This is a genomic window from Microcoleus anatoxicus, from assembly GCF_042465725.1.
Classification (GTDB): domain Bacteria; phylum Cyanobacteriota; class Cyanobacteriia; order Cyanobacteriales; family Microcoleaceae; genus Microcoleus; species Microcoleus anatoxicus.
Genome location: NZ_CP120853.1, coordinates 4,416,176 through 4,434,942 on the forward strand (window position 1 = coordinate 4,416,176; position 18,767 = coordinate 4,434,942).

The 18,767-nt window shown below is 44.5% G+C and carries 21 protein-coding genes and 1 tRNA gene; 12 read left to right on the forward strand and 10 right to left on the reverse strand.

Going from position 1 to position 18,767, the window contains the following annotated elements:
- Positions 1-179: 179 nt before the first annotated feature.
- The gene (locus P2A85_RS19185; RefSeq protein ID WP_377474769.1) at positions 180-302 is read right to left on the reverse strand and encodes a hypothetical protein; all 123 of its coding nucleotides are present in this window, start codon (positions 300-302) and stop codon (positions 180-182) included.
- Here P2A85_RS19185 and tsaB point away from each other — a divergent pair.
- Entirely contained in the window at positions 291-1,049 is a 759-nt protein-coding gene (tsaB, locus tag P2A85_RS19190; protein ID WP_377474771.1) for a tRNA (adenosine(37)-N6)-threonylcarbamoyltransferase complex dimerization subunit type 1 TsaB, read from the forward strand. The two genes, P2A85_RS19185 and tsaB, sit on opposite strands and share 12 nt — an antisense overlap.
- 295 nt (positions 1,050-1,344) lie before the next feature.
- On the opposite strand, the gene P2A85_RS19195 is transcribed toward tsaB, so the two are convergent.
- The gene (locus tag P2A85_RS19195; RefSeq protein ID WP_371117292.1) at positions 1,345-2,169 is read right to left on the reverse strand and encodes an SDR family NAD(P)-dependent oxidoreductase; all 825 of its coding nucleotides are present in this window, start codon (positions 2,167-2,169) and stop codon (positions 1,345-1,347) included.
- A 265-nt stretch (positions 2,170-2,434) separates the two neighbouring features.
- Here P2A85_RS19195 and P2A85_RS19200 point away from each other — a divergent pair, with 265 nt between their 5' ends.
- Positions 2,435-2,707, forward strand: coding sequence for a hypothetical protein (locus P2A85_RS19200; RefSeq protein ID WP_377474773.1), 273 nt, complete (start codon positions 2,435-2,437; stop codon positions 2,705-2,707).
- A 322-nt stretch (positions 2,708-3,029) separates the two neighbouring features.
- Here the strand turns inward: P2A85_RS19200 and P2A85_RS19205 are convergent, their stop codons facing one another.
- Entirely contained in the window at positions 3,030-4,463 is a 1,434-nt protein-coding gene (locus P2A85_RS19205; RefSeq protein WP_371118736.1) for a carotenoid oxygenase family protein, read from the reverse strand.
- A 74-nt stretch (positions 4,464-4,537) separates the two neighbouring features.
- On the opposite strand from P2A85_RS19205, the gene P2A85_RS19210 reads away from it, so the two are divergent.
- The 4 genes from P2A85_RS19210 to P2A85_RS19225 all read left to right on the forward strand — a co-directional run bounded on the left by P2A85_RS19210 (position 4,538) and on the right by P2A85_RS19225 (position 8,140).
- The gene (locus P2A85_RS19210) at positions 4,538-5,557 is read left to right on the forward strand and encodes an LD-carboxypeptidase (protein WP_377474775.1); all 1,020 of its coding nucleotides are present in this window, start codon (positions 4,538-4,540) and stop codon (positions 5,555-5,557) included.
- Positions 5,558-5,769: 212 nt separating this feature from the next.
- Positions 5,770-6,528 carry a class I SAM-dependent methyltransferase gene (locus P2A85_RS19215; RefSeq protein WP_377481584.1) on the forward strand — a complete coding sequence of 253 codons (759 nt, stop codon included), beginning with the start codon at positions 5,770-5,772 and terminating at the stop codon, positions 6,526-6,528.
- 61 nt (positions 6,529-6,589) lie between these two features.
- Complete coding sequence (locus P2A85_RS19220) at positions 6,590-6,871, forward strand: HNH endonuclease (RefSeq protein ID WP_371125321.1); 282 nt, start codon at positions 6,590-6,592, stop codon at positions 6,869-6,871.
- A gap of 36 nt (positions 6,872-6,907) precedes the next feature.
- Positions 6,908-8,140, forward strand: a complete 1,233-nt coding sequence (locus tag P2A85_RS19225; protein ID WP_377474778.1) for a hypothetical protein — start codon at positions 6,908-6,910, stop codon at positions 8,138-8,140.
- Between the two features lie 14 nt (positions 8,141-8,154).
- Here P2A85_RS19225 and P2A85_RS19230 read toward each other — a convergent pair whose 3' ends face one another.
- The 3 genes from P2A85_RS19230 to P2A85_RS19240 all read right to left on the reverse strand — a co-directional run bounded on the left by P2A85_RS19230 (position 8,155) and on the right by P2A85_RS19240 (position 10,381).
- Positions 8,155-8,454: a ferredoxin gene (locus P2A85_RS19230; RefSeq protein ID WP_377474780.1), complete on the reverse strand. Its 300-nt coding sequence runs from the start codon at positions 8,452-8,454 to the stop codon at positions 8,155-8,157.
- Positions 8,455-8,624: 170 nt separating this feature from the next.
- Positions 8,625-9,599 carry a cysteine synthase A gene (locus tag P2A85_RS19235; RefSeq protein ID WP_371117285.1) on the reverse strand — a complete coding sequence of 325 codons (975 nt, stop codon included), beginning with the start codon at positions 9,597-9,599 and terminating at the stop codon, positions 8,625-8,627.
- Positions 9,600-9,742: 143 nt separating this feature from the next.
- Positions 9,743-10,381, reverse strand: coding sequence for a peroxiredoxin (locus P2A85_RS19240; RefSeq protein WP_340524493.1), 639 nt, complete (start codon positions 10,379-10,381; stop codon positions 9,743-9,745).
- 168 nt (positions 10,382-10,549) lie between these two features.
- Here P2A85_RS19240 and P2A85_RS19245 point away from each other — a divergent pair, with 168 nt between their 5' ends.
- Positions 10,550-10,825 carry a hypothetical protein gene (locus P2A85_RS19245; RefSeq protein WP_377474782.1) on the forward strand — a complete coding sequence of 92 codons (276 nt, stop codon included), beginning with the start codon at positions 10,550-10,552 and terminating at the stop codon, positions 10,823-10,825.
- A gap of 483 nt (positions 10,826-11,308) precedes the next feature.
- A complete protein-coding gene (locus P2A85_RS19250) occupies positions 11,309-12,232 on the forward strand; it encodes a ChaN family lipoprotein (protein WP_377474785.1) in 924 nt (307 codons plus the stop codon).
- Positions 12,233-12,330: 98 nt separating this feature from the next.
- Here P2A85_RS19250 and P2A85_RS19255 read toward each other — a convergent pair.
- A tRNA-Ser gene (locus tag P2A85_RS19255) sits at positions 12,331-12,419 on the reverse strand.
- Positions 12,420-12,993: 574 nt separating this feature from the next.
- On the opposite strand from P2A85_RS19255, the gene P2A85_RS19260 reads away from it, so the two are divergent.
- From P2A85_RS19260 to P2A85_RS19270, 3 genes are all read left to right on the forward strand, one after another.
- The gene (locus tag P2A85_RS19260) at positions 12,994-14,349 is read left to right on the forward strand and encodes a P-loop NTPase fold protein (protein ID WP_377481587.1); all 1,356 of its coding nucleotides are present in this window, start codon (positions 12,994-12,996) and stop codon (positions 14,347-14,349) included.
- A gap of 297 nt (positions 14,350-14,646) precedes the next feature.
- The gene (locus tag P2A85_RS19265) at positions 14,647-15,780 is read left to right on the forward strand and encodes a shikimate dehydrogenase (RefSeq protein ID WP_377474787.1); all 1,134 of its coding nucleotides are present in this window, start codon (positions 14,647-14,649) and stop codon (positions 15,778-15,780) included.
- A gap of 62 nt (positions 15,781-15,842) precedes the next feature.
- A complete protein-coding gene (locus P2A85_RS19270; RefSeq protein WP_341735807.1) occupies positions 15,843-16,274 on the forward strand; it encodes a hypothetical protein in 432 nt (143 codons plus the stop codon).
- 70 nt (positions 16,275-16,344) lie between these two features.
- Here P2A85_RS19270 and P2A85_RS19275 read toward each other — a convergent pair whose 3' ends face one another.
- From P2A85_RS19275 to P2A85_RS19285, 3 genes are all read right to left on the reverse strand, one after another.
- The gene (locus P2A85_RS19275; RefSeq protein ID WP_340524505.1) at positions 16,345-16,632 is read right to left on the reverse strand and encodes a YggT family protein; all 288 of its coding nucleotides are present in this window, start codon (positions 16,630-16,632) and stop codon (positions 16,345-16,347) included.
- 182 nt (positions 16,633-16,814) lie between these two features.
- Positions 16,815-17,135, reverse strand: coding sequence for a hypothetical protein (locus P2A85_RS19280; RefSeq protein WP_377474790.1), 321 nt, complete (start codon positions 17,133-17,135; stop codon positions 16,815-16,817).
- Between the two features lie 137 nt (positions 17,136-17,272).
- A complete protein-coding gene (locus P2A85_RS19285) occupies positions 17,273-17,641 on the reverse strand; it encodes a YkgJ family cysteine cluster protein (protein ID WP_377474792.1) in 369 nt (122 codons plus the stop codon).
- A gap of 91 nt (positions 17,642-17,732) precedes the next feature.
- Between P2A85_RS19285 and P2A85_RS19290 the strand changes: the two genes are divergently transcribed.
- Positions 17,733-18,755 (forward strand): S-layer homology domain-containing protein, encoded by a 1,023-nt coding sequence (locus P2A85_RS19290; protein WP_377474794.1) that lies wholly within the window; start codon positions 17,733-17,735, stop codon positions 18,753-18,755.
- The last annotated feature ends 12 nt before the right edge of the window (positions 18,756-18,767 follow it).

Sequence of the window (18,767 nt, forward strand, 5' to 3'; positions counted from 1 at the left end):
GTAGTCAGTAGTCAGTAGTCAGTAGTTAGCAGTCAGTAGTCAGTGGTTAGCAGTCAGTAGTCATTAGTCATTAGTCATTAGTTGGTTATTGGTTGTTGGTTGCTATTTGTCAGTGGTTATTGGTCAGTAGTTATTGGCTATTAGTTATTGGCTATTAGTTATTGGCTATTAGTTATTTGTTACTCGATTGGATCTGGCAATAACCAATGCCCAATGCCCAATTCCCAATTCCCAATTCCCAATTCCCAATGCCCAATTCCCCATTCCCCATTCCCCATTCCCCATTCCCAATGAATAGCCATCCCAAAGACCCAACATCAGTTAAAAAATACGGCTTAGCCCTGCACACAGCTAGTCGTGAACTTGGTTTAGCCATCAGCAATTTTGCAGGTGAGTCTCGCTGTGCAACTTGGAATTTGGATCGCGATTTAGCAACTCATTTGCACCAGCATTTAGTCGAGTTTATCCAGCCACAAACTTGGGCAGATTTGGCTTTTATTGCAGTGGCGAAGGGGCCCGGAGGTTTCACGGGCACTCGTATTGGTATGGTGACGGCGCGGACTTTGGCTCAACAGTTGGATATTCCGATTTTTGCTATCTCAACTTTGGCGGCTTTTGCTTGGGCACAACCCCCCCAACCCCCCCTTATTAAGGGGGGGCTTTTGGAATTGGAACCCCCCCTTAATAAGGGGGGGCTTTTGGAATTGGAACCCCCCCAACCCCCCCTTATTAAGGGGGGGCTTTTGAGAGATGATGTTGCGGTGCAAATGCCTGCACAGCGCGGTCAATTATTTGGGGCTGTTTATTCAGTTAATCAAGATTCGGGTTTGAATGAGTTGTTTCCTGATACCGTGATGACTCCTGAATCTTGGCAGGAAAAGTTGGATGGTTGGGGTAATTCTTATCAGTTGATTGAAGCGACTAGCGGGTTGGGTGCGTCTGTTTCTAGTGTATTAGAATTGGCTTATTTGGAGTGGCAAATGGGTCTTCGTCCAGATTGGTCGGATGCTTTGCCTTTTTACGGTCAACATCCGGTTAAGGGTCACTAAATATTGGGGGGATTCGGAAATTGGTAATTAGGGATAAGTGATGTTGACTTTTAGCCAATCTAAGTTTAAGTCCGTTTTACTCGTTCCCAGGCTCTTCCTGGGAACCAGTTAAAATTCCTGTAGGGGCGGGTTTTACCAACAATAATTGCCTAAAACTAATAATATACTAAACCCGCCCCGGCCTTTATATCATTGTCGATCGACCGGACACGATCTGATACCAAATTAGGCTAACACTCTTATTTTAGAACCCCGACTTCTTAAATAAGTCGGGGTTCTAGGTATTGTCTAAAGATTATCGCCCGCTAGCTAAAACCTCTCGCAATTTGCGATCGCCCCGCGCTTTATCCGAAAGTTGTGGAGTCGCCATCCGCAACACAAAATCCAGCAGCCAAGGCGCAATTCGGTGACACCAAACCGCTAAATGACTTTGATATCCTACCAAGATTTCCGGCGCATCTTTGTGCAATCCCGCCACCAGGGCTAGGGCAACTTTTTCGGGAGTTGTCGGCACCACCCACCGAAATTGCTCCAAGTCTCGCACCATGTCGGTATCTGTTAGCGAGGGTAGCAAAGCTGTGACTCGAACATTGTACGCTGTCAACTCGCTGCGTAAAGCTTGGGTGAAGCCCAAAATGGCAAATTTTGTAGCAGAATAAGTTGCCATTGTGGGAGCCGCAATTTTGCCCATTAAGCTCGAAACATTGACAATTGTTCCGTCTCTTTGGGCCGCCATTCTCCGGGCTATTAAGCGCGTAACTGTGTAAGTTCCCAGTAAATTTAAGGCGATTTCTTCCTCGATCAATGGGACTGGGGAACGTAAGAATGATGCTTGGTGCGCGACACCTGCACAGTTGACTAGGAGGTGAATTGGGCCGCAATCTCGCCACGCTTGGGCGATCGCAATATTCACTGCTACCGACTGAGTTAAATCTAAAGCTAATGGCACTGCTTCTACACCAAAAACTTCGATTTCAGTCGCTAATTCAACTAATTGCTGGCGATTGCGCGCCACAATCAACAAACGTTTGATGCCTTGTCTGGCTAATTCCAGGGCGATGGATCGCCCAATTCCGCGAGAAGCCCCTGTCACAAGAGCTGTTTTTCCTTGAAGCTGCATAGATTTAACCCTCTGGATTTGAAGTGCTCACCGAGTACGGAGTTATAAGTTGTGAGTTGTGAATTTTGTGGAGTTAACTCAAAACTTTTGAATCGACAACGTACCCGTGAGTTGAACTAAACTTTGATGTGCCAGAAATTGGTCAGGAATCTGATAAGTAAACCTCATTCAAGCAGACAAACTTGAGGTGGGAAAACCCGGTGAACAATTATACCAACTTTGGCTGAATTTGCCTCTATCTTGAGTCCGCGCAGGCGGACTTTGTGTGTGTAGCCGCGAATTTTATTCGCCGGGAATTCATCGGATATTCGCCGGGAATTCATCGGGAATTCGCCGGGAATTCATCGGATATTCGCCGGGAATTCATCGGGAATTCGCCGGGAATTCATCGGATATTCGCCGGGAATTCATCGGATATTCGCCGGGAATTCATCGGGAATTCGCTGGGAATTCATCGGATATTCGCCGGGAATTCATCGGGAATTCGCCGGTAATTCATGGGATATTCATCGGGAATTCATCGGGAATTCGCCGGTAATTCATCGGGAATTCATCGGGAATTCATCGGGAATTCATCGGGAATTCGCCGGGAATTCATCGGGAATTCATCGGGAATTCATCGGGAATTCGCCGGGAATTAACCGGGAATTTATCGGATATTCGCCTGGATTGGCGGTGTTTTCCTGTGTAGCCGGTAATTCTATTCGCCGGGAAAAAACAGAGGATTTTTGAGCAATATAGAGCATAAATTTCACGCCTCCTATATACGAGAATTACCTCTCTACACACACCTTAACAACTAGAAGCTAAAGCGGCAACAATTTTTAATAAATGTTCCGCAATACTTCTTTACAATCTGCTCATACAGCATTTTTCCAAGTACCATGAAACCCTAAAGGTATGACACTAGGCAATTCTAGCTGACAAATAGGAGCGCGATCGAGCCCGTCGCTGTCAAAGATCCAGACTTCGCTTTTATCAGAATTGCCGTCGTAAACAACTGTTACTATCCAACCTTTCTCGGACGAAATATCTGGAACGTAGATGGGTTCTGCGGGATAGCGATTTTCGCCACAGTCGGCAATTGTGAGATTGCGGTTATGGGTATCGAAACGGGCGATCGCACCATAACGTTCCGCTACAATATCTACTTGAGGTCGATACATTGCCACATAAATATAGCGGGAGTCTTGTCCTACTTCGGCCGCCGGTACGATGGGAAACTCGCAAGGTTTATCCAACAATTCTTCTATTCCTGTCACTTTCGCCGTTAGAGGATTGAGATGCACTCGGCAAAGAGTACCCTCTGCATCGGTGTGAGTTTCACCAGTCGCTACTTCTTTCAGTCGCTGATTAGTTGTAAAATCAGCAAAGCGGACAAAATCAACCGCCACCTCACCATCTTCCTTGACAAAACCGTTAGCAAAATGCCATTGAAACCAAGGATCGGTTTCGCCGCGACTAACTAAAGATAGAGTTTCCGAGTCAAAAACTAATATCTGCGTTCCTAATTCCGGTTTCCACTTAAAGGACTCGCTATAACTGCTAATTCCCGCTAACAATGGCAAAAAATTGACTTGCACCGGCGGTACAAAAAATATCAAATACTTTCCCGCAAAAACATAATCGTGGAGCGCATAAATTCCATCTAAGGTAACAGTTGATTTTTGTACGACTTTGCCAGTAAAATCGCTTTTATACAGATTTAACTTTGTAGTCGCACCATTGGCAATTCCAAAGTTGAAAATATTCCCAGTAATCGGGTCGCGCTTGCAGTGAGCGGAATACACAAAGTTACTATCTAAACTGCCTAAATCGTCCATTCCCAAGGTTTCCAGAGTTTCCAAATCGAGGCGGTGAGGCGGGCCACCTTCCCACAATGCTAAAAGGCGATCGGGCAAAGCTAAAACCGAAGTATTGGCAGCATTTTTAACAGTTTTAGTCCACCTTAACCAAACAGGACCCGGTGCTGTCATACCGTAATTAGAGTAGAGAAATTTATCAGCCTTTTCCTCAGCTTGATATCCCGCTGTTTGCACGTAACGATAGACAGCACTAGCACCAGCATCAGTAAAATGTACGGCCAAAATAGCACCGTCGCCATCAAACCAATGTCCCACAGAAACACCTCCGCGTTCCAAACGAGCAGGCCCGTTGCGGTAGAGACTCCCGCGAAATCCGGCAGGGATTTTGCCACTTTTAACTGATAGTTTAGTCAGGGGAAACTCGGTAGCGGGAAGAGCTAAAGCTTTTGACCAAGATTTTTTAGCTGATGTTTTACTTTCGGTTTTCATGGGATAATTTCCAAATTAAACTAAACACAACATATATTTTATTATACAATCATACCACCGCTCATTTTCTCACTATGGTTATACCCCGTCGCTATCTGCTCCGAACTTTTGGACTTACTGCTATTGGCACTCAATTATTGCCGATCGCCCAATCCAATATCTTACCCAAATCCCCAACTCCTATCTTACCACGTCGCCTGCAATTAGGTGATACTGTAGCTTTAATCAATCCCGCCGCTTTCGCCTACGAAAAGGAAGTTAAACCTTTTTTAAAAGCGGCCGAACTCTTGGGTTTAAAAATTAAATTGGGAGAACATTTTTACGACCGCTACGGCTACTTAGCTGGTAAAGATGCCGATCGCGCCGCCGATGTCAATAACGCCTTTGCCGACTCCTCAGTCCAAGCTATTTTCACTGGTATGGGCGGCTGGGGATGCGGTCGCATCTTGCCACTTCTCGATTATAACATAATTCGTAACAATCCGAAAATAATTATCGGTTTCAGCGATGTGACAGCGCTCTTATTAGCTATTCATACTAAAACTAATCTGGTCACATTTCACGGACCTTTGGGTGTATCTAGCTGGAGTTCTTTTACAGTAGATTATCTCAAACAAGTTTTGTTTGACGCTGGTGCTGTCACTTGCCAAAATCCTCAAAAAATGGATATTGAAACTATTAGAGAAGGAAAAGCTAGGGGAAAGCTGATCGGTGGGAATCTCTCAGTCATCTCAACTATGATTGGCTCCGGGTATCTGCCAGATTGGCAAAACAATATTTTGTTTGTTGAAGAAGTTGGCGAAGAAGTTTATCGCATCGATCGAATGTTGACTCAACTCAAGTTAGCTGGCATTCTGGATCAAATATCCGGTTTTATTTTCGGACAATGTACCAAGTGTGACCCCGAAACACCGAAGGAATCTCTAACCTTAACTCAAGTTTTGTCGGATCATATCCGCCCCTTGAAAATTCCTGCCTGGTACGGTTCTGCGATCGGTCATATTCGAGATAAGTTTACTTTGCCCATCGGTCAAGAAGTTGAAATTGATGCACGTTATGGTACAATTAGATTGTTAGAGCCTGCTGTTAATTAAATCTGGAATTATTGCTCGCTATTGGCGAGGCAGAGCCAAAGCATCGGGAACATCTCTGTTTTGCAAATATATTCGTAGGGGCGAAGCATTGCGGCTGTAAATCTCTGGTTATCGCTAATAAATTGTCTGCCGCAATGCGAGAGCACTTACAAAATCGGGATGCTCCCAAAGCATCGGCGTTCCCAAGAACCTACAAACATAAGCTCAGGATTATTGTGAAAAACACCAAAAAATTTATTAATTCAATATCAGCAATTTTCTTGGCAATATTTTGTCTATTACAACTCAATGTTGGTGTAGCAATCGCAGGGGAAATTGCCAAAGACAACGAGATTTATCAGCAGCGCACCATCCACAATCCCGATGGAATAGGTAAATTTTATATGGGTCGAGAAATCGCTAAAGTCATGGGATATGAAGGGGCTGGGTGGCTGGAAAGACCTTCTCGCGGCATGGAAGAAAAATCAGGCAGATTAGTGAATAATCTCGATTTAAAACCAACAGATATTGTGGCAGATATTGGCGCGGGAACCGGATATTTCAGCTTTCGGATTGCGCCCTTGGTTCCACAAGGAAAAGTTTTTGCCGTGGATGTGCAGCCGCAAATGCTAAAATTTGTAGAATTGAATAAGATTGAGAAAAATATCTCTAATGTTGAGCCAGTTTTGGGTAGTATCACTGACCCGAATTTACCAGAAAACAGTGTAGATTTAGTTGTCATGGTGGATGCTTATCACGAATTTGAATATCCGAGAGAGATGATGCAAGGCATTGTCAAGGCACTGAAACCGGGAGGACGCACAGTATCCATCGAGTATCGAGGCGAAAACCCCTTACTGCCGATTAAAGGTTTGCACAAAATGACGCAAAAACAAGTAAAAAAAGAAATGGCAGCGGTGGGTTTAGTTTGGAAACAAACTAAGGAAATGTTACCTCAGCAGCATTTAATGGTATTTGAAAAAAAAGCTTAGTTGTGAGTGATTAGTCATCGGTTTGATGTAGTTTATACTATTAAACAACATAGAGAAAACTATGAAGTGCGAATTGTGCGATCGCGAAATGGAAGCATTAACCGCCCATCACCTGATACCCAAACAAAACACCAAGCGAAAAAACGCAGATCCCAGCCAGACAATCGACATTTGTTCTGCTTGTCACCGCCAGATTCACTCCCTATTTGACAACAAACACCTAGCCGAAGAGCTCAACTCCCTGGAAAAGCTCAAAAACGACCCTCAACTCCAGAGATTTATCTCTTGGGCTAAGAAACAAAAAACTGATAAACGTATTCAAGTACGTGGTAAAAAAGCTTAAGGTTTCAGATTCCCGACGGACTACCCAACTACTATTATGAATCCAACTCCCATCGAAATTGCCAAAGATCGATCGCTCATTTTCAAAAAATTCCTCCAAATCGAAATAGATATCCAAGCTAACTCAGACAAACAAGCCTTTTTAGACTGGGGTATTCAAAAGTCTGCTTACCGCAAAGAAATTAAAAACTATCCCGATTACCTCAAGCAAAAACCAGACGGTGTAAAGTTCATTAGCTACATTCCCCCAGCCAATAACCAGCTCAAATTTAGCCCCTTTCCGAGTCTGGGAGTCATGCCTCAAATTGACACTCAAGCTTTAAACTTTATCCACGAAGACATCAAACAAGCCTGCGTTTGTATTGGCACTTTTGTGGATGGTAAAATCCAGGCGAAGTGGCTGGGAAAAAATGCACTTACCAAAGCTCAGTTTTGGAGTGCTACGAAAATTATTCCCCTAATCAATACCGTCTGTCAAGTAAATATCAAATATCCCGACTGCGACATTAGTAACTGCACCATCAGAGATGCAGATGGGCAACAAAAGGATATTCCCTTTGAGGATTTAGCCACAGACATGATTAGCTATACGGAAAATATCGCAACTTCTAACTCCTTAGCGGCGATGTTCAAACGCTTTGATACTCGTGTAGGACTCGAACAGTGGCTGAAGAAAACTACTGGCAATAATGACCTCATTTTTCGCAGCGACTACGGCGACGATCCGTTTATTGAAAATCCCCAAATCTTTGATAAAATCAAACAAAAAGTGGTACTCACAGCCGCTGAAAATAGCCCTAAACAAGATAATTTTGTATGCGCCTACGATCTGACTAAGTTAGTTTCAATGTTAGGATGGCACTACAATCTGGAACAGCGATCGCGCTTGCGAGGTGCTCAGTGGAACAGCCTCAAAAGCATTATTAAAGCCATGGGAAATGACACGGCTCGATATGGAGATCAAGCAATTAAAACTTTGGGGATGGATGGCGTCATCACTTCTCCAGTAATTATCTCCAAACTCGGCCACGGAGTCAGCTCGATTAGGGGAACTATAGAAACAGTTTACCTGGCTTTGATGTGGTTTGTGGACGAGCGGCCAAAGGCGGGTGGAAAGCCAGCAAAACTCAGAACTTTAGCTTTGACTTTGCGGGGTGTAAAAACTTTAGATGGTTCTAAGAGTACCGATAGTCTGGCGATCGAACTCGATGCTAGAATCTGCGCCGAAGTTACCGAAATTCTCCGCCGATTGTTTGCTGAAGAATTTTAAACAAGGGCGATCGACTAATTAGCAGAGCCATGAAATTTGCGGTAAAGCATCGCCTTCACCGGCTCTCCTCCCCGCAAATGTCGCTCTGTCACTGAGGCTACTTCTTCAGGACAAACCGCGCAGTACCAAACCTCTTCTGGCATCACTAACACCATCGGTCCACTGCCACATTGTCCTAAACAACTACTAGCAACCACCGCCACTGCTGAGGGTGACAAACTCTGAAAAGCCGCCAGTACCTTGGCTCCACCTTGCTTGCGACAAGTGCGGTTTTGACAAACCAAAACTCGCCGAGAAGATTCGATAATTTTCATAGTTTTTATTTGACAATAATCTCAATATATGCTATTTTTTTATCATGGGAATAGGTGCGCGTATATAACGCTTCTCATATCAACAAAATACACATTTAGGAATTCCCAGACACAACAGGAAACATACCCATCAGCCCTAGGTCCAGGAATACCTTAGTCCTTGGTTACTTTTAATTTGGTGACAAACCTTTGGAAGTTAACCATTGTCGATCGAACAAACGCGACTGATAGCGAGCCCCACCATCGCACAGTACCGTCACAATCCTATGTCCTGGCCCCATTTGCTTCGCCAAAGCCACAGCAGCCCCCACATTAATCCCCACAGAACCCCCCATAAATAGCCCTTCTTTTCTCAACAATTGGTAAACCACCCGGACGGCTTCAGTATCATCAATTTGGATAGCATCATCTACCGGAGCATTTTCCATATTTCCCGTAACCCGACTGGTGCCAATTCCCTCGGTAATCGAACTACCTTCAGTCTTAATTTCCCCGGTTTTAAAATAACTGTAAAGCCCGCTGCCCATCGGATCTGCCAAGACAGTTTTAATCGCAGGATTTTTCGATTTCAAAAACATCGCTACCCCAGCAAAAGTCCCACCAGTACCAGTTGCAGCCACCCAAGCATCAACTTTACCCTCCGTTTGTTCCCAGATTTCCGGGCCAGTTGTCTCGTAATGAGCTTGGCGATTTGCTAAATTGTCAAACTGATTCGCCCACACGGCATTTTCCATTTCCGCTGCTAATCTTCCCGACAATTTAACATAATTATTTGGGTCTTTGTAGGGGAGAGCCGGAACAGTCCGAACTTCCGCACCCAAGGTTCTCAAAGCATCTATTTTTTCTTGGGATTGGGTATCGGGAATCACGATTAAACACTTGTAACCTCTGGCGTTGCAAATGTGGGCTAAGCCAATACCCGTATTGCCGGCAGTCCCTTCTACTACAGTTCCCCCCGGTTTGAGTAAACCTTTTTCTTCTGCATCTTTAATGATGTATAAAGCAGCCCGGTCTTTAACGGAACCGCCGGGATTGAGAAACTCTGCTTTGCCGAGAATTTCGCAGCCAGTTTCATCGCTGAAGCTGTTTAATCTAATTAGTGGCGTGTTGCCTATTGTGCCTACAAAGCCGTTTTTAATATCCATGCTGAGTTTACCTAATTCGCAATACGATTGTTGATGACAGCATTTTGCCTTTCCTCAAATCTCAATTGTTAAGACAATAGTGCAATTTTTATGTTTGTAGTAAGGACGGTCGTCCCTACTACAAACCTGTGGGTAAATTTAACCTATTTATTTGGCTGAGGAGTCATCCGTAAATAAGGCTTAACTGGGGTGTAACCTTTGGGAAATTTCTCGGCCAACTCTTGGGGGTCGGTAATTGAAGGTACAATTACGCAATCGTCGCCGTCTTTCCAATCTACGGGAGTAGCAACGCTGTATTTGTCCGTAAGTTGCAAGGAATCAATTACCCGCAGAATTTCATTGAAATTCCGTCCCGTACTCGCCGGGTAAGTAATGCTCAAACGCAATTTCTTTTGCGGGTCAATTACAAAAACAGTGCGGATTGTTAAGTTATTTAACGAGTTAGGATGGATCATATCGTAAATGTCTGAGACTTTGCGATCGCCATCTGCTAAAATTGGATAATTGAGGGTGACTTTTTGAGTTTCCTCAATATCTTTAATCCAGCCCATGTGAGAATCTACATCATCGACACTCAGCGCAATGGTTTTGACACCGCGCTTGTCAAATTCAGACTTGAGACGGGCGACAGCACCTAGTTCTGTAGTGCACACTGGAGTATAATCCTTGGGGTGAGAAAACAACACGACCCAGCTATCCCCAGCCCAGTCGTAGAAATTGATTTCTCCTTCGGAAGATGCTTGGGTAAAGTTGGGAACTGTATCGCCTAATCGTAGAGACATAACTGATTTCCTCTAATTGTATTTAAGGATGGTTCTCTATCATCTCACAAGGGTCTGGTTTCTCGATCGAACTTTACATGATTTTAAACTTTTTGGTCCTGCGATCGCCAATTCGACTATCCAGATCGTTGATATCTGCTTTGTTTCTAACACAATCGCAATATTTCTATGCTTTACTTTTTGATTAAGACAATACAGCCTGTTTTAGTCCCCCTGTGTTTTGTTTCTGCCTGGGGCTTAATGTTTATGCTATTTTCAAGTATTGGCCGTGCTGTCACCGACTCCCTGCGCCGAGCCCAACGTATGCACCAAATCCCTTGTGCTAATTGTGTATTTTTTACGGGCGACTATCACCTCAAGTGTCCCGTTCGCCCTACCATAGCCTTGTCGGAAGACGCGATCGACTGTCCTGATTATCGATCGCATTCCCGCACTTGGGGTTAAAAAAAAACTGACATTAGGATAGGGGAGTACAAAATGCTATAATCTCTTTTTGTAACAACAACAGCACCTAGCCATATGTACCGAGGGATTTCCTCTTTTTTTCAACTTCGATACGGAGTTGCCATAAATTCCGAGATTCCTTGGCATTGCTCCCTCTAATTATTTGAGGAATTATCAGCTTTGTTGGTAGGTGCTGCTATTGACTTTTGATGAGACAGATTTGAGATTAAACAGCGTTTTACTCCTTAATATTCAATTTTGAACTTCGCTGTGGCATCTGTCAGAGAAGCTTTTTATTTGCTTCATATTGTTAATTTAGCACCTTGTTTGAAAACGGCAAGTACCTGCAACTAAACTTTACAAATAAAGGCAGCAGCAAGAGGGCACAAGGTAAATAATTATTAATAATGAGCTTGTGGGCATGAAGTTAAAATACTAGAGTCTGGCACTGCCTGCGATCGAGAAAAAAGGGATAATATTTGTATGAAAACAACCAAACTCATCAAACTGTGCGCCCTATCGCTCAGTATTTTTTTATTGTGCAGCAGTGCAGCCACCGCGGAACCGACAGCCAGCCCTCAGTCAGAGCAGATTTATACCAACTCTGAGATTATGCAACAGTTGGTAAAGGCAAGAGTCGTCTATCTGGGAGAAACCCACGATCGCGTCGAAGACCATCAAGCTCAACTGGTGATTATCCGAGAAATGCAGCGACAAAATCCGAAAATTGCGATCGCCCTAGAAATGTTTCAGCGCCCATTCCAAAGCGTACTAGACCAATATTTAGCAGGTAAACTCACAGAAGCAGAATTGATTGAGCAAACAGAATACAATCAAAGATGGCGTTTTCCCTGGGAATATTACGCGCCGATTGTGCGATTTGCCGCCTTAAATAAACTGCCACTTCTGGCGTTAAATACACCAACGGAAGTGACAAGAAAAGTTGCCATCCAAGGTTTAGAAAGCCTCACTCCCGATGAAAAAAAGCACATTCCACCACTCTCAGAAATCCGCACTGATAACGTCGCCTATCGAAAAATGTTACTAGAGATTTACCAGCAACATCAAAAGGCAGAGCAGGGAAATAGTAAGGCCTTTGAAAGATTTTTGCAAGCTCAAATTTTGTGGGATGAAACCATGGCTGAAAAAATAGCTGAATTTGTCCAAGCCAATCCCGATTATCAAGTTGTAGTGTTGGCGGGGACAGGACATCTTGTTTATGGTTATGGGATTCCTAGCCGTGTAGAAAGGCGTTTGGGAGTTGGTTCGGTAAAAGCGCGATCGGTCTTATTTAATTTGCCTACAGAGACTTCGTTCTCTCCTTTGTCTCCAGATAAACCCATTGCCGACTATATTTGGAAACACAAGGTGGCAAACAATGACAAAAGCGATCGCCTGGAATTTTAGAATACTATAAAACCATTAGCGGCAGAATTGAGCGCTAAACGGATTTTTTTGCTATGTTAACAAACCTCAAACTCTTAACAGACAAGAGTAAGAATCAACGGAGAGGGAGGGATTTGAACCCTCGAAGGATGTTAACACCCTTAACAGATTAGCAATCTGCCGCTTTCGACCACTCAGCCACCTCTCCTGGATGACAGTAACTAATACTAGCACACAGATTATGGCTGTGGCAACCCCTAATTTAAAAATTCCTATATCGCTTACCCTGTCTAGATTTCAGCATTTAAGGCTATCCCATAATTCCTGGGACACAGGCAGGATACCTGTTCTTGACTATTTGGAAGAAGTCTATTAGACATCTCGTAAAATGATTGTGGGTAGGAATCCAGCCTCCCCTTGACAGGCTTTTTAGCAGAGGTCTATTAAACGTAACAGCCTTTTCTGTGAGAGACCAGACTTTTTAAATCAGTCTGGTTTCTGGATCTTCTGTTTTTTTTAGTGGGTTTACTTAGTACCTGCTTTTTTGATTCACAACTTTACTAAAATAAGCCATGCCCTTCGAGAACATTATCGCCAAATCTGCGTCAGTGATTGTTATAGGGTCGAAAGTTGTTTTATCCTTGCCCGATTAATTTTTGGGACAAATATGAAAATCGCCAATCTCAAAAAATGAGAATAATAAATTGGCAATTTGGGCTGATAATTAAGATAGCGAAATGAATAAGGTATTAGGATATAATATAAATTTGAGTGGACAGGGTATGGAACTAGATTTACAGAGATTTTATAAGGTTTGCAATCCCAGCTACACCCTCGCAGTAGCAAATTCAGAAGACAAAAAATATTACATCGAATTCTCTTCGGTTAGGGGTGGCACAATCGTAGAACAATTGGAGCGGACTATCAGCCGTCTCTCCCCTGACGAACCGACTTGCCAATTATTCACTGGCCACATTGGCTGCGGTAAATCTACAGAATTGTTACGGCTCCAATCGGAATTGGAACATCAGGGATTTCACGTAGTCTACTTTGAGTCTAGCAAGGACTTGGATATGGCAGATGTGGATATAACTGACATTTTATTGAGTGTGGCTCGTCAGGTGAGCGAAAGTATTGAGAAACTAAAAATTAAGCTGCAACCCACAGGGTTTAAGGCTTTGCTGAAGGGGGTGGCAGATGTTTTTCAAACTCAAATAGATCTGAAAGCTGACGCAAATTTTCCGGGTGTGGGGGAAATAAGTGCCAGCACGGAGGGAGAATTTTCTTTGGCTTTTGGTATTGGTAAAATTACGGCAAAAGCTAAGGATTCTCCGAATTTGCGATCGGAGTTGAGGCAATATTTGGAGCCGCGAACTAATGTGATTTTGGATGCTCTGAATAAGGAGTTGCTGGAACCAGCTACTCAAGCTCTCAAAGGTCGGGGAAAACGAGGCCTGGTGGTGATTATTGATAATCTCGATCGCATACATTTGTGCGCTAAGCCCACAGGACGACTTCAGCCGGAATATCTGTTTGTCGATCGCGGCGAACAGTTGGCCAGACTCAATTGTCACGTAGTTTATACCATTCCTTTGGTGTTGATGTTTTCTAATGATTTGGGTCAGTTGACCAATCGATTTGGAGTCGATCCCAAGGTGTTACCAATGGTCCCGGTACATAGTCGCGATGGTTCTGAATGTACAGAGGGTGTAGAATTGTTGCGCCAGATGGTGTTGGCTCGCGCTTTCCCAATGGTGCAGGAAAACGAACGCTATGCTTTGATTGGTAAGATTTTTGATTCTCCCGAAACCCTCGATCGCCTCTGTCGAGTTAGTGGCGGACACGTCCGTAATTTGCTACAACTACTTTATGGTTGTCTCCAGAGAGAAGATCCACCGCTGTCTAGGGAAACCTTGGAAAAGGTAATCGTTCAGCGGCGTCATCAACTCACTTTGGCGATCGAGCCTGATGAGTGGGAACTGTTGAAGCAAGTATCCTCAGCCAAAACAGTCAGCGGAGAAACAAAATATCAAATTTTGTTGCGCAGCCTGTGGGTATTTGAGTACCGTTATGGTGAGGATTATTGGTTTGATGTCAACCCAATTTTGGCTGACGCCAAAGAGCTAGTACCTAGCTAGCGATTAATTTATCGCGGTTAGCTAAACCGCGATCTAAAATCCTCTCTTCATCCTCCTGTATTAAACTCTCTCTTCTCTTCCTTCGCGTTCTTTGCGCCTTCGCGGTTAAATCATTCCCATACAACCGGAATTGATATGAAAGCTGACTGAGGGATAGCCGCTCCCATGCTCCCGATGAAGTAAGAAGCAAGTGTCTAGACAAGTCTAGTATTTGCATAGCAGTTGACAGTTGACGGTTGATGCTTGAGAGTTGATGGTTGACAGCTAACAGCTCACAGTCAACCGTCAACTCAAAAAATGATTAAAGGTACTACTAAATTGTTGGGAGTGATTGGTCATCCGATCGCCCATTCTCTGTCACCGGTGATGCACAATGCTGCGATTTCCCATTTGGGAGTCGATTTTGTGTACCTAGCATTTCCGGTAAAACCAGAGGATCTAAAAGCTGCTCTTTTAGGCTTTGAGGCGATCGGCTTGCGGGGATTTAGCATCACCATTCCCCACAAACAAGCAATCCTACCCCTGTTGTCCGAGGTTTCTCCCATTGCTCGTGCGATCGGTGCTGTCAATACCGTATACCGAACTGACAAAGGTTGGTGCGGTACAAATACCGATGTGGAAGGCTTTCTCGCCCCGTTGCAACCCCCCCCAACCCCCCCTTACCAAGGGGGGGCGGTTTCATTCTCAGACAAATCATGGTTTTGTAGGGGTAGTGCCCCCGTGCCTACCCTCTTCCTCCACGATTTTGTATGTGTTTCAGAGATTGGGGCGGGCACGGGGGCACCGCCCCTACAAGAGAATGAAATAGCCCTGCCTTACCAAGGGGGGGCTACAGAGGTGAAATCTGCCTTAGAAAGTGGCAATATGACTGCCGAATCCTCTCCCTCCCCTTACCAAGGGGGGGCTAGGGGGGAGTCCGATTGGAGTCAGAAAGTAGCCGTAATTTTGGGAAATGGGGGCGCGGCGAGAGCGGTGGTGGCCGGCTGTGCTCAATTGGGCTGTGCCGAGATTCATGTTGTGGGCCGCCATCAGCAAAATTTGGCGGAATTTCAGCAGAGTTGGGTTGATTCTCCCATACCTGTCAAATCTTTGCAAGTTCATACTTGGGATAATTTGTCAAGGTTAATTTCTCAGGCCGATTTGCTAGTCAACACGACTCCGGTGGGGATGTATCCCCAGGGAGAAAAGTCGCCGATTCCGTTAGCTGCGATCGACCAAATTTCCCCTGGTGCGATCGCCTATGATTTAATTTACAACCCCAGCCCTACTCAATTTCTCAAAGATGCCCAACTTCGCGGAGCCCAAGTCATTGACGGACTCCCCATGTTAGTTCAACAAGGAGCCGCCGCCTTAAAAATTTGGCTGGAGACAGAATCAGTCCCCGTAGAAGTCATGCGCCTCGCCTTGCGAAAGCATTTGGGCTTAGATTAACTAGCAATTTGCTACGGAATTCGCGCTAAGCTGAGATTTAAAATATACTGGCGTTGCCACCTATGAAATTTAGAGCTATCAGCCTGTTTTTCGCTACTTGCCTGATCGGAATTTTTAGTTTAGCATTCACTCCACCAGCTTGGGCGCTGACACAAATTAAACTATCGGATCTTTCCTATCGCGAATGTCCGGCAGAAATGGCAGAAGGAACCGTCTCTAGTGGCAGTTCCATGGAAGCTAACTGTTTTTTAATTACTGGTAAAGCTGAAAATACCAGCGGTAAACCTGTTGTTAATGCTGATATTTTCGGTCGAATTTATGATGCCGATGATAACCCGGTGATGCAGAATCGGACTCGTTTGGGCTCCATCGAAGAAGTTCCTCCCGGAGTCAGCGATTTTCAGCTTAGAATCTCCGTGGCGGCTAATCAACCAACTCCTTTGAAACTCAAACAGTTTAAAGCTACTGGTTTTACTGGTGTAGTGCGTCGCTAAAAATATAAACCCGACTTCTGAAAAAAGTCGGGTTTATAATTATTCTATTATTGGAGATGGACTTAATTAGCTAGAGTGCTGTTTGCAAGTTGCTTAAAAGACCGATCAAGAATTCCGAGCCGAACTGAAGGACAAAAAAGGCAATGAGGGGAGAAAAGTCAATACCTCCTAGGGGGGGGATTATTGAGCGAAATAAATTAAGGTAAGGGTCTGTTAATTGACTCAAAATCGAAAAAGGAGGGTCATACCAATTGATGTTGGGAAACCAGCTTAACAGCACCCGAATAATCATGAGAACGAAATAGATTTGCAGAAATGATGACAGGGTGGTTGCCAAAAGCCCTATTGAATAACTCATAAATTTTGCTTGATGTTGAGTAAAGTTTAGAAAAGCTTTGAGTTTTAGTTTAGCATAACTGGCGCAGTGAAGCGATTTTCGCTGTTGGATTCTAGATTGAGGATTGCAGAATTCACCCCACGGATCAATCCGGGGGCTGGTAGCCAATTGCTTTTGGTTATGCTAAGCAACCTGAAATTGATTCAGGAATCTTCAGCTAAAGAACTTTGGCTGGTGTGCTGTACGTTGCCATTCACGTCACGGATTTCCAGTCGCACATCATCGATGGCCTGATTGAGTTGGGCAATTTTATCTTCTAAACTCAGCCTTGCTACTTCCATGCGTTGGGCTTCCATTTGGCTGCTTTTGCCCTTGCTTCCCTTGATGGACTTGGACTCTGAGGGGTCTGCCAGGAATGCCTCAGCAGCGCGTCTCGATAGCACCGCCCCCAAAACAGCACCCACCAAGCCACCAACTGCGGCACCTGCAATAAATCCGCCTGTAAAACCGTCTCGATTGCTCATTTTTCAACTCAACTAGGCGATATTTCCTTGATTTTTTCATTGTAACCAGACTAGGGCGCAGCTATCCATTGAATGCTTTTGGTTACAGATCTACCTGAAGGTGGCGAAATAGATTATTGATTGGTGGGATTACACTATCAGTTTTGAGGATGGGCGATACTTCCGACTTGTTGCTGGAAGCGGATCATCTCTAAAGATCGATCGCCATAAAGGTCTTCAATATGCTCTAAGCAGCAGTCGATCGCAAAATCGTTCAACTCAGCAGGCTCAATACCGTACATATCCTCAAACACCTCTGAGTCTACACGACAAAAGCGCGGGCGATCGGCATAAATTCCGCACTCTCGCGTTTGTTTGTCAAAGTTGACACACCAACCGTCATCACCTACGAGGCTCAAGTATAGTCCTAATTCTTCCTCTGATAAATACTCGTCTAAGTCAGGGCGCTCTGTGGGGTCTAGGTAACAACAAGCACCGCACTGTTTTACGCAAAGCCAGGTAGCCATAGTTTTATTTGAGATTTTAGATAGACTTTAGATTTTAGATTTTAGATTGGGATCGTAGCTTAGCATATCTATAGATATGTAGGTGATAATTATGTCTTCTTCACAACCTCCATCAAGGGAAAAAAGACCTCTCGGATTGGATGAATTAATTGCGATCCTAGTCGCCTTCGGCACTGTGGGTGGAATTTTATTTTGGGTAATAGGGAAAAAACCCAGTCAATTCGGTATTACCAATTGGCAATTTCCAGCGGTATTCTCTCAACCTGCTGCTGTGTCCGATCGCCCCACAATCTTAACGCCCCCGACGTCTAGTTCGGATCTGCCATCCCCCCCAGTCCAAGTCATTCCCTCCCCCTCTCCGGGAACTGGTGTTGCACCATTACCGCAAGTTATTGTGCCAATTCCTGTGATTGTCCCTCCAGCTAGCGTTGTTCCCGAACAGGCAATTGTGCCCTCGACTCCGGCTCCGATAATTACCAAACCTAAACCAGCTAAAGGAAAAATCGGTCCGGTCAAATTGTCCGATGTTCCAGATAAGCATTGGGCCCGTCCATTTATTTTAGCATTAGTCGATCGGCAAATTTTTTCAGATGTCACCGACAACAAATTTCGTCCCGACGAACCAATAACGCGAGCGGAACTAGCACGATTAATTAAGCGAATGTCCGAACAAGAACCGCGTCGCAAATCTGTTGATTTTAAAGATATCGAATCCGGCAATCCTGCTGCTCCTTTCATCGACTACAGCGTCAAGACAGGATACTTAAAAGGATACCCAAACCAGGAGTTTCGTCCTGACAAACCAGTTCCCCGTGTGGAAGTAATCGCATCTCTGGCTAGCGGATTGAATCTGAAACCATCAAAGACAACGACCAAAACTTTACAGCTTTATACCGACAAAGAAAAAATACCTAAATGGGCTGTTGACCAAGTAGCAGCCGCTACAGAAGCTGGCCTTATTGTCAACTATCCGAAGCGCCAACTTTTGAGACCAAATACAACAGCAACTCGCGCAGAAGTAGCGGTCATGCTTTACCAAGCTATGGCAAAAAAAGGGAAAGTACCAGCTAAATCTTCTCAGTATGTTGTGCGGCGTTCCAAGGTGGTGAAGTAAATTTTATTGTGG

Excerpts from the sequence above, each read along its gene's own strand:
- tsaB (WP_377474771.1), top strand. The coding sequence starts at position 291 with ATGAATAGCCATCCCAAAGACCCAACATCAGTTAAAAAATACGGCTTA.
- P2A85_RS19185 (WP_377474769.1), bottom strand. The coding sequence starts at position 302 with ATGGCTATTCATTGGGAATGGGGAATGGGGAATGGGGAATGGGGAATT.
- P2A85_RS19195 (WP_371117292.1), bottom strand. The coding sequence starts at position 2,169 with ATGCAGCTTCAAGGAAAAACAGCTCTTGTGACAGGGGCTTCTCGCGGA.
- P2A85_RS19205 (WP_371118736.1), bottom strand. The coding sequence starts at position 4,463 with ATGAAAACCGAAAGTAAAACATCAGCTAAAAAATCTTGGTCAAAAGCT.
- P2A85_RS19210 (WP_377474775.1), top strand. The coding sequence starts at position 4,538 with ATGGTTATACCCCGTCGCTATCTGCTCCGAACTTTTGGACTTACTGCT.
- P2A85_RS19220 (WP_371125321.1), top strand. The coding sequence starts at position 6,590 with ATGAAGTGCGAATTGTGCGATCGCGAAATGGAAGCATTAACCGCCCAT.
- P2A85_RS19225 (WP_377474778.1), top strand. The coding sequence starts at position 6,908 with ATGAATCCAACTCCCATCGAAATTGCCAAAGATCGATCGCTCATTTTC.
- P2A85_RS19230 (WP_377474780.1), bottom strand. The coding sequence starts at position 8,454 with ATGAAAATTATCGAATCTTCTCGGCGAGTTTTGGTTTGTCAAAACCGC.
- P2A85_RS19235 (WP_371117285.1), bottom strand. The coding sequence starts at position 9,599 with ATGGATATTAAAAACGGCTTTGTAGGCACAATAGGCAACACGCCACTA.
- P2A85_RS19240 (WP_340524493.1), bottom strand. The coding sequence starts at position 10,381 with ATGTCTCTACGATTAGGCGATACAGTTCCCAACTTTACCCAAGCATCT.
- P2A85_RS19245 (WP_377474782.1), top strand. The coding sequence starts at position 10,550 with ATGCTTTACTTTTTGATTAAGACAATACAGCCTGTTTTAGTCCCCCTG.
- P2A85_RS19250 (WP_377474785.1), top strand. The coding sequence starts at position 11,309 with ATGAAAACAACCAAACTCATCAAACTGTGCGCCCTATCGCTCAGTATT.
- P2A85_RS19260 (WP_377481587.1), top strand. The coding sequence starts at position 12,994 with ATGGAACTAGATTTACAGAGATTTTATAAGGTTTGCAATCCCAGCTAC.
- P2A85_RS19265 (WP_377474787.1), top strand. The coding sequence starts at position 14,647 with ATGATTAAAGGTACTACTAAATTGTTGGGAGTGATTGGTCATCCGATC.
- P2A85_RS19270 (WP_341735807.1), top strand. The coding sequence starts at position 15,843 with ATGAAATTTAGAGCTATCAGCCTGTTTTTCGCTACTTGCCTGATCGGA.
- P2A85_RS19275 (WP_340524505.1), bottom strand. The coding sequence starts at position 16,632 with ATGAGTTATTCAATAGGGCTTTTGGCAACCACCCTGTCATCATTTCTG.
- P2A85_RS19280 (WP_377474790.1), bottom strand. The coding sequence starts at position 17,135 with ATGAGCAATCGAGACGGTTTTACAGGCGGATTTATTGCAGGTGCCGCA.
- P2A85_RS19285 (WP_377474792.1), bottom strand. The coding sequence starts at position 17,641 with ATGGCTACCTGGCTTTGCGTAAAACAGTGCGGTGCTTGTTGTTACCTA.
- P2A85_RS19290 (WP_377474794.1), top strand. The coding sequence starts at position 17,733 with ATGTCTTCTTCACAACCTCCATCAAGGGAAAAAAGACCTCTCGGATTG.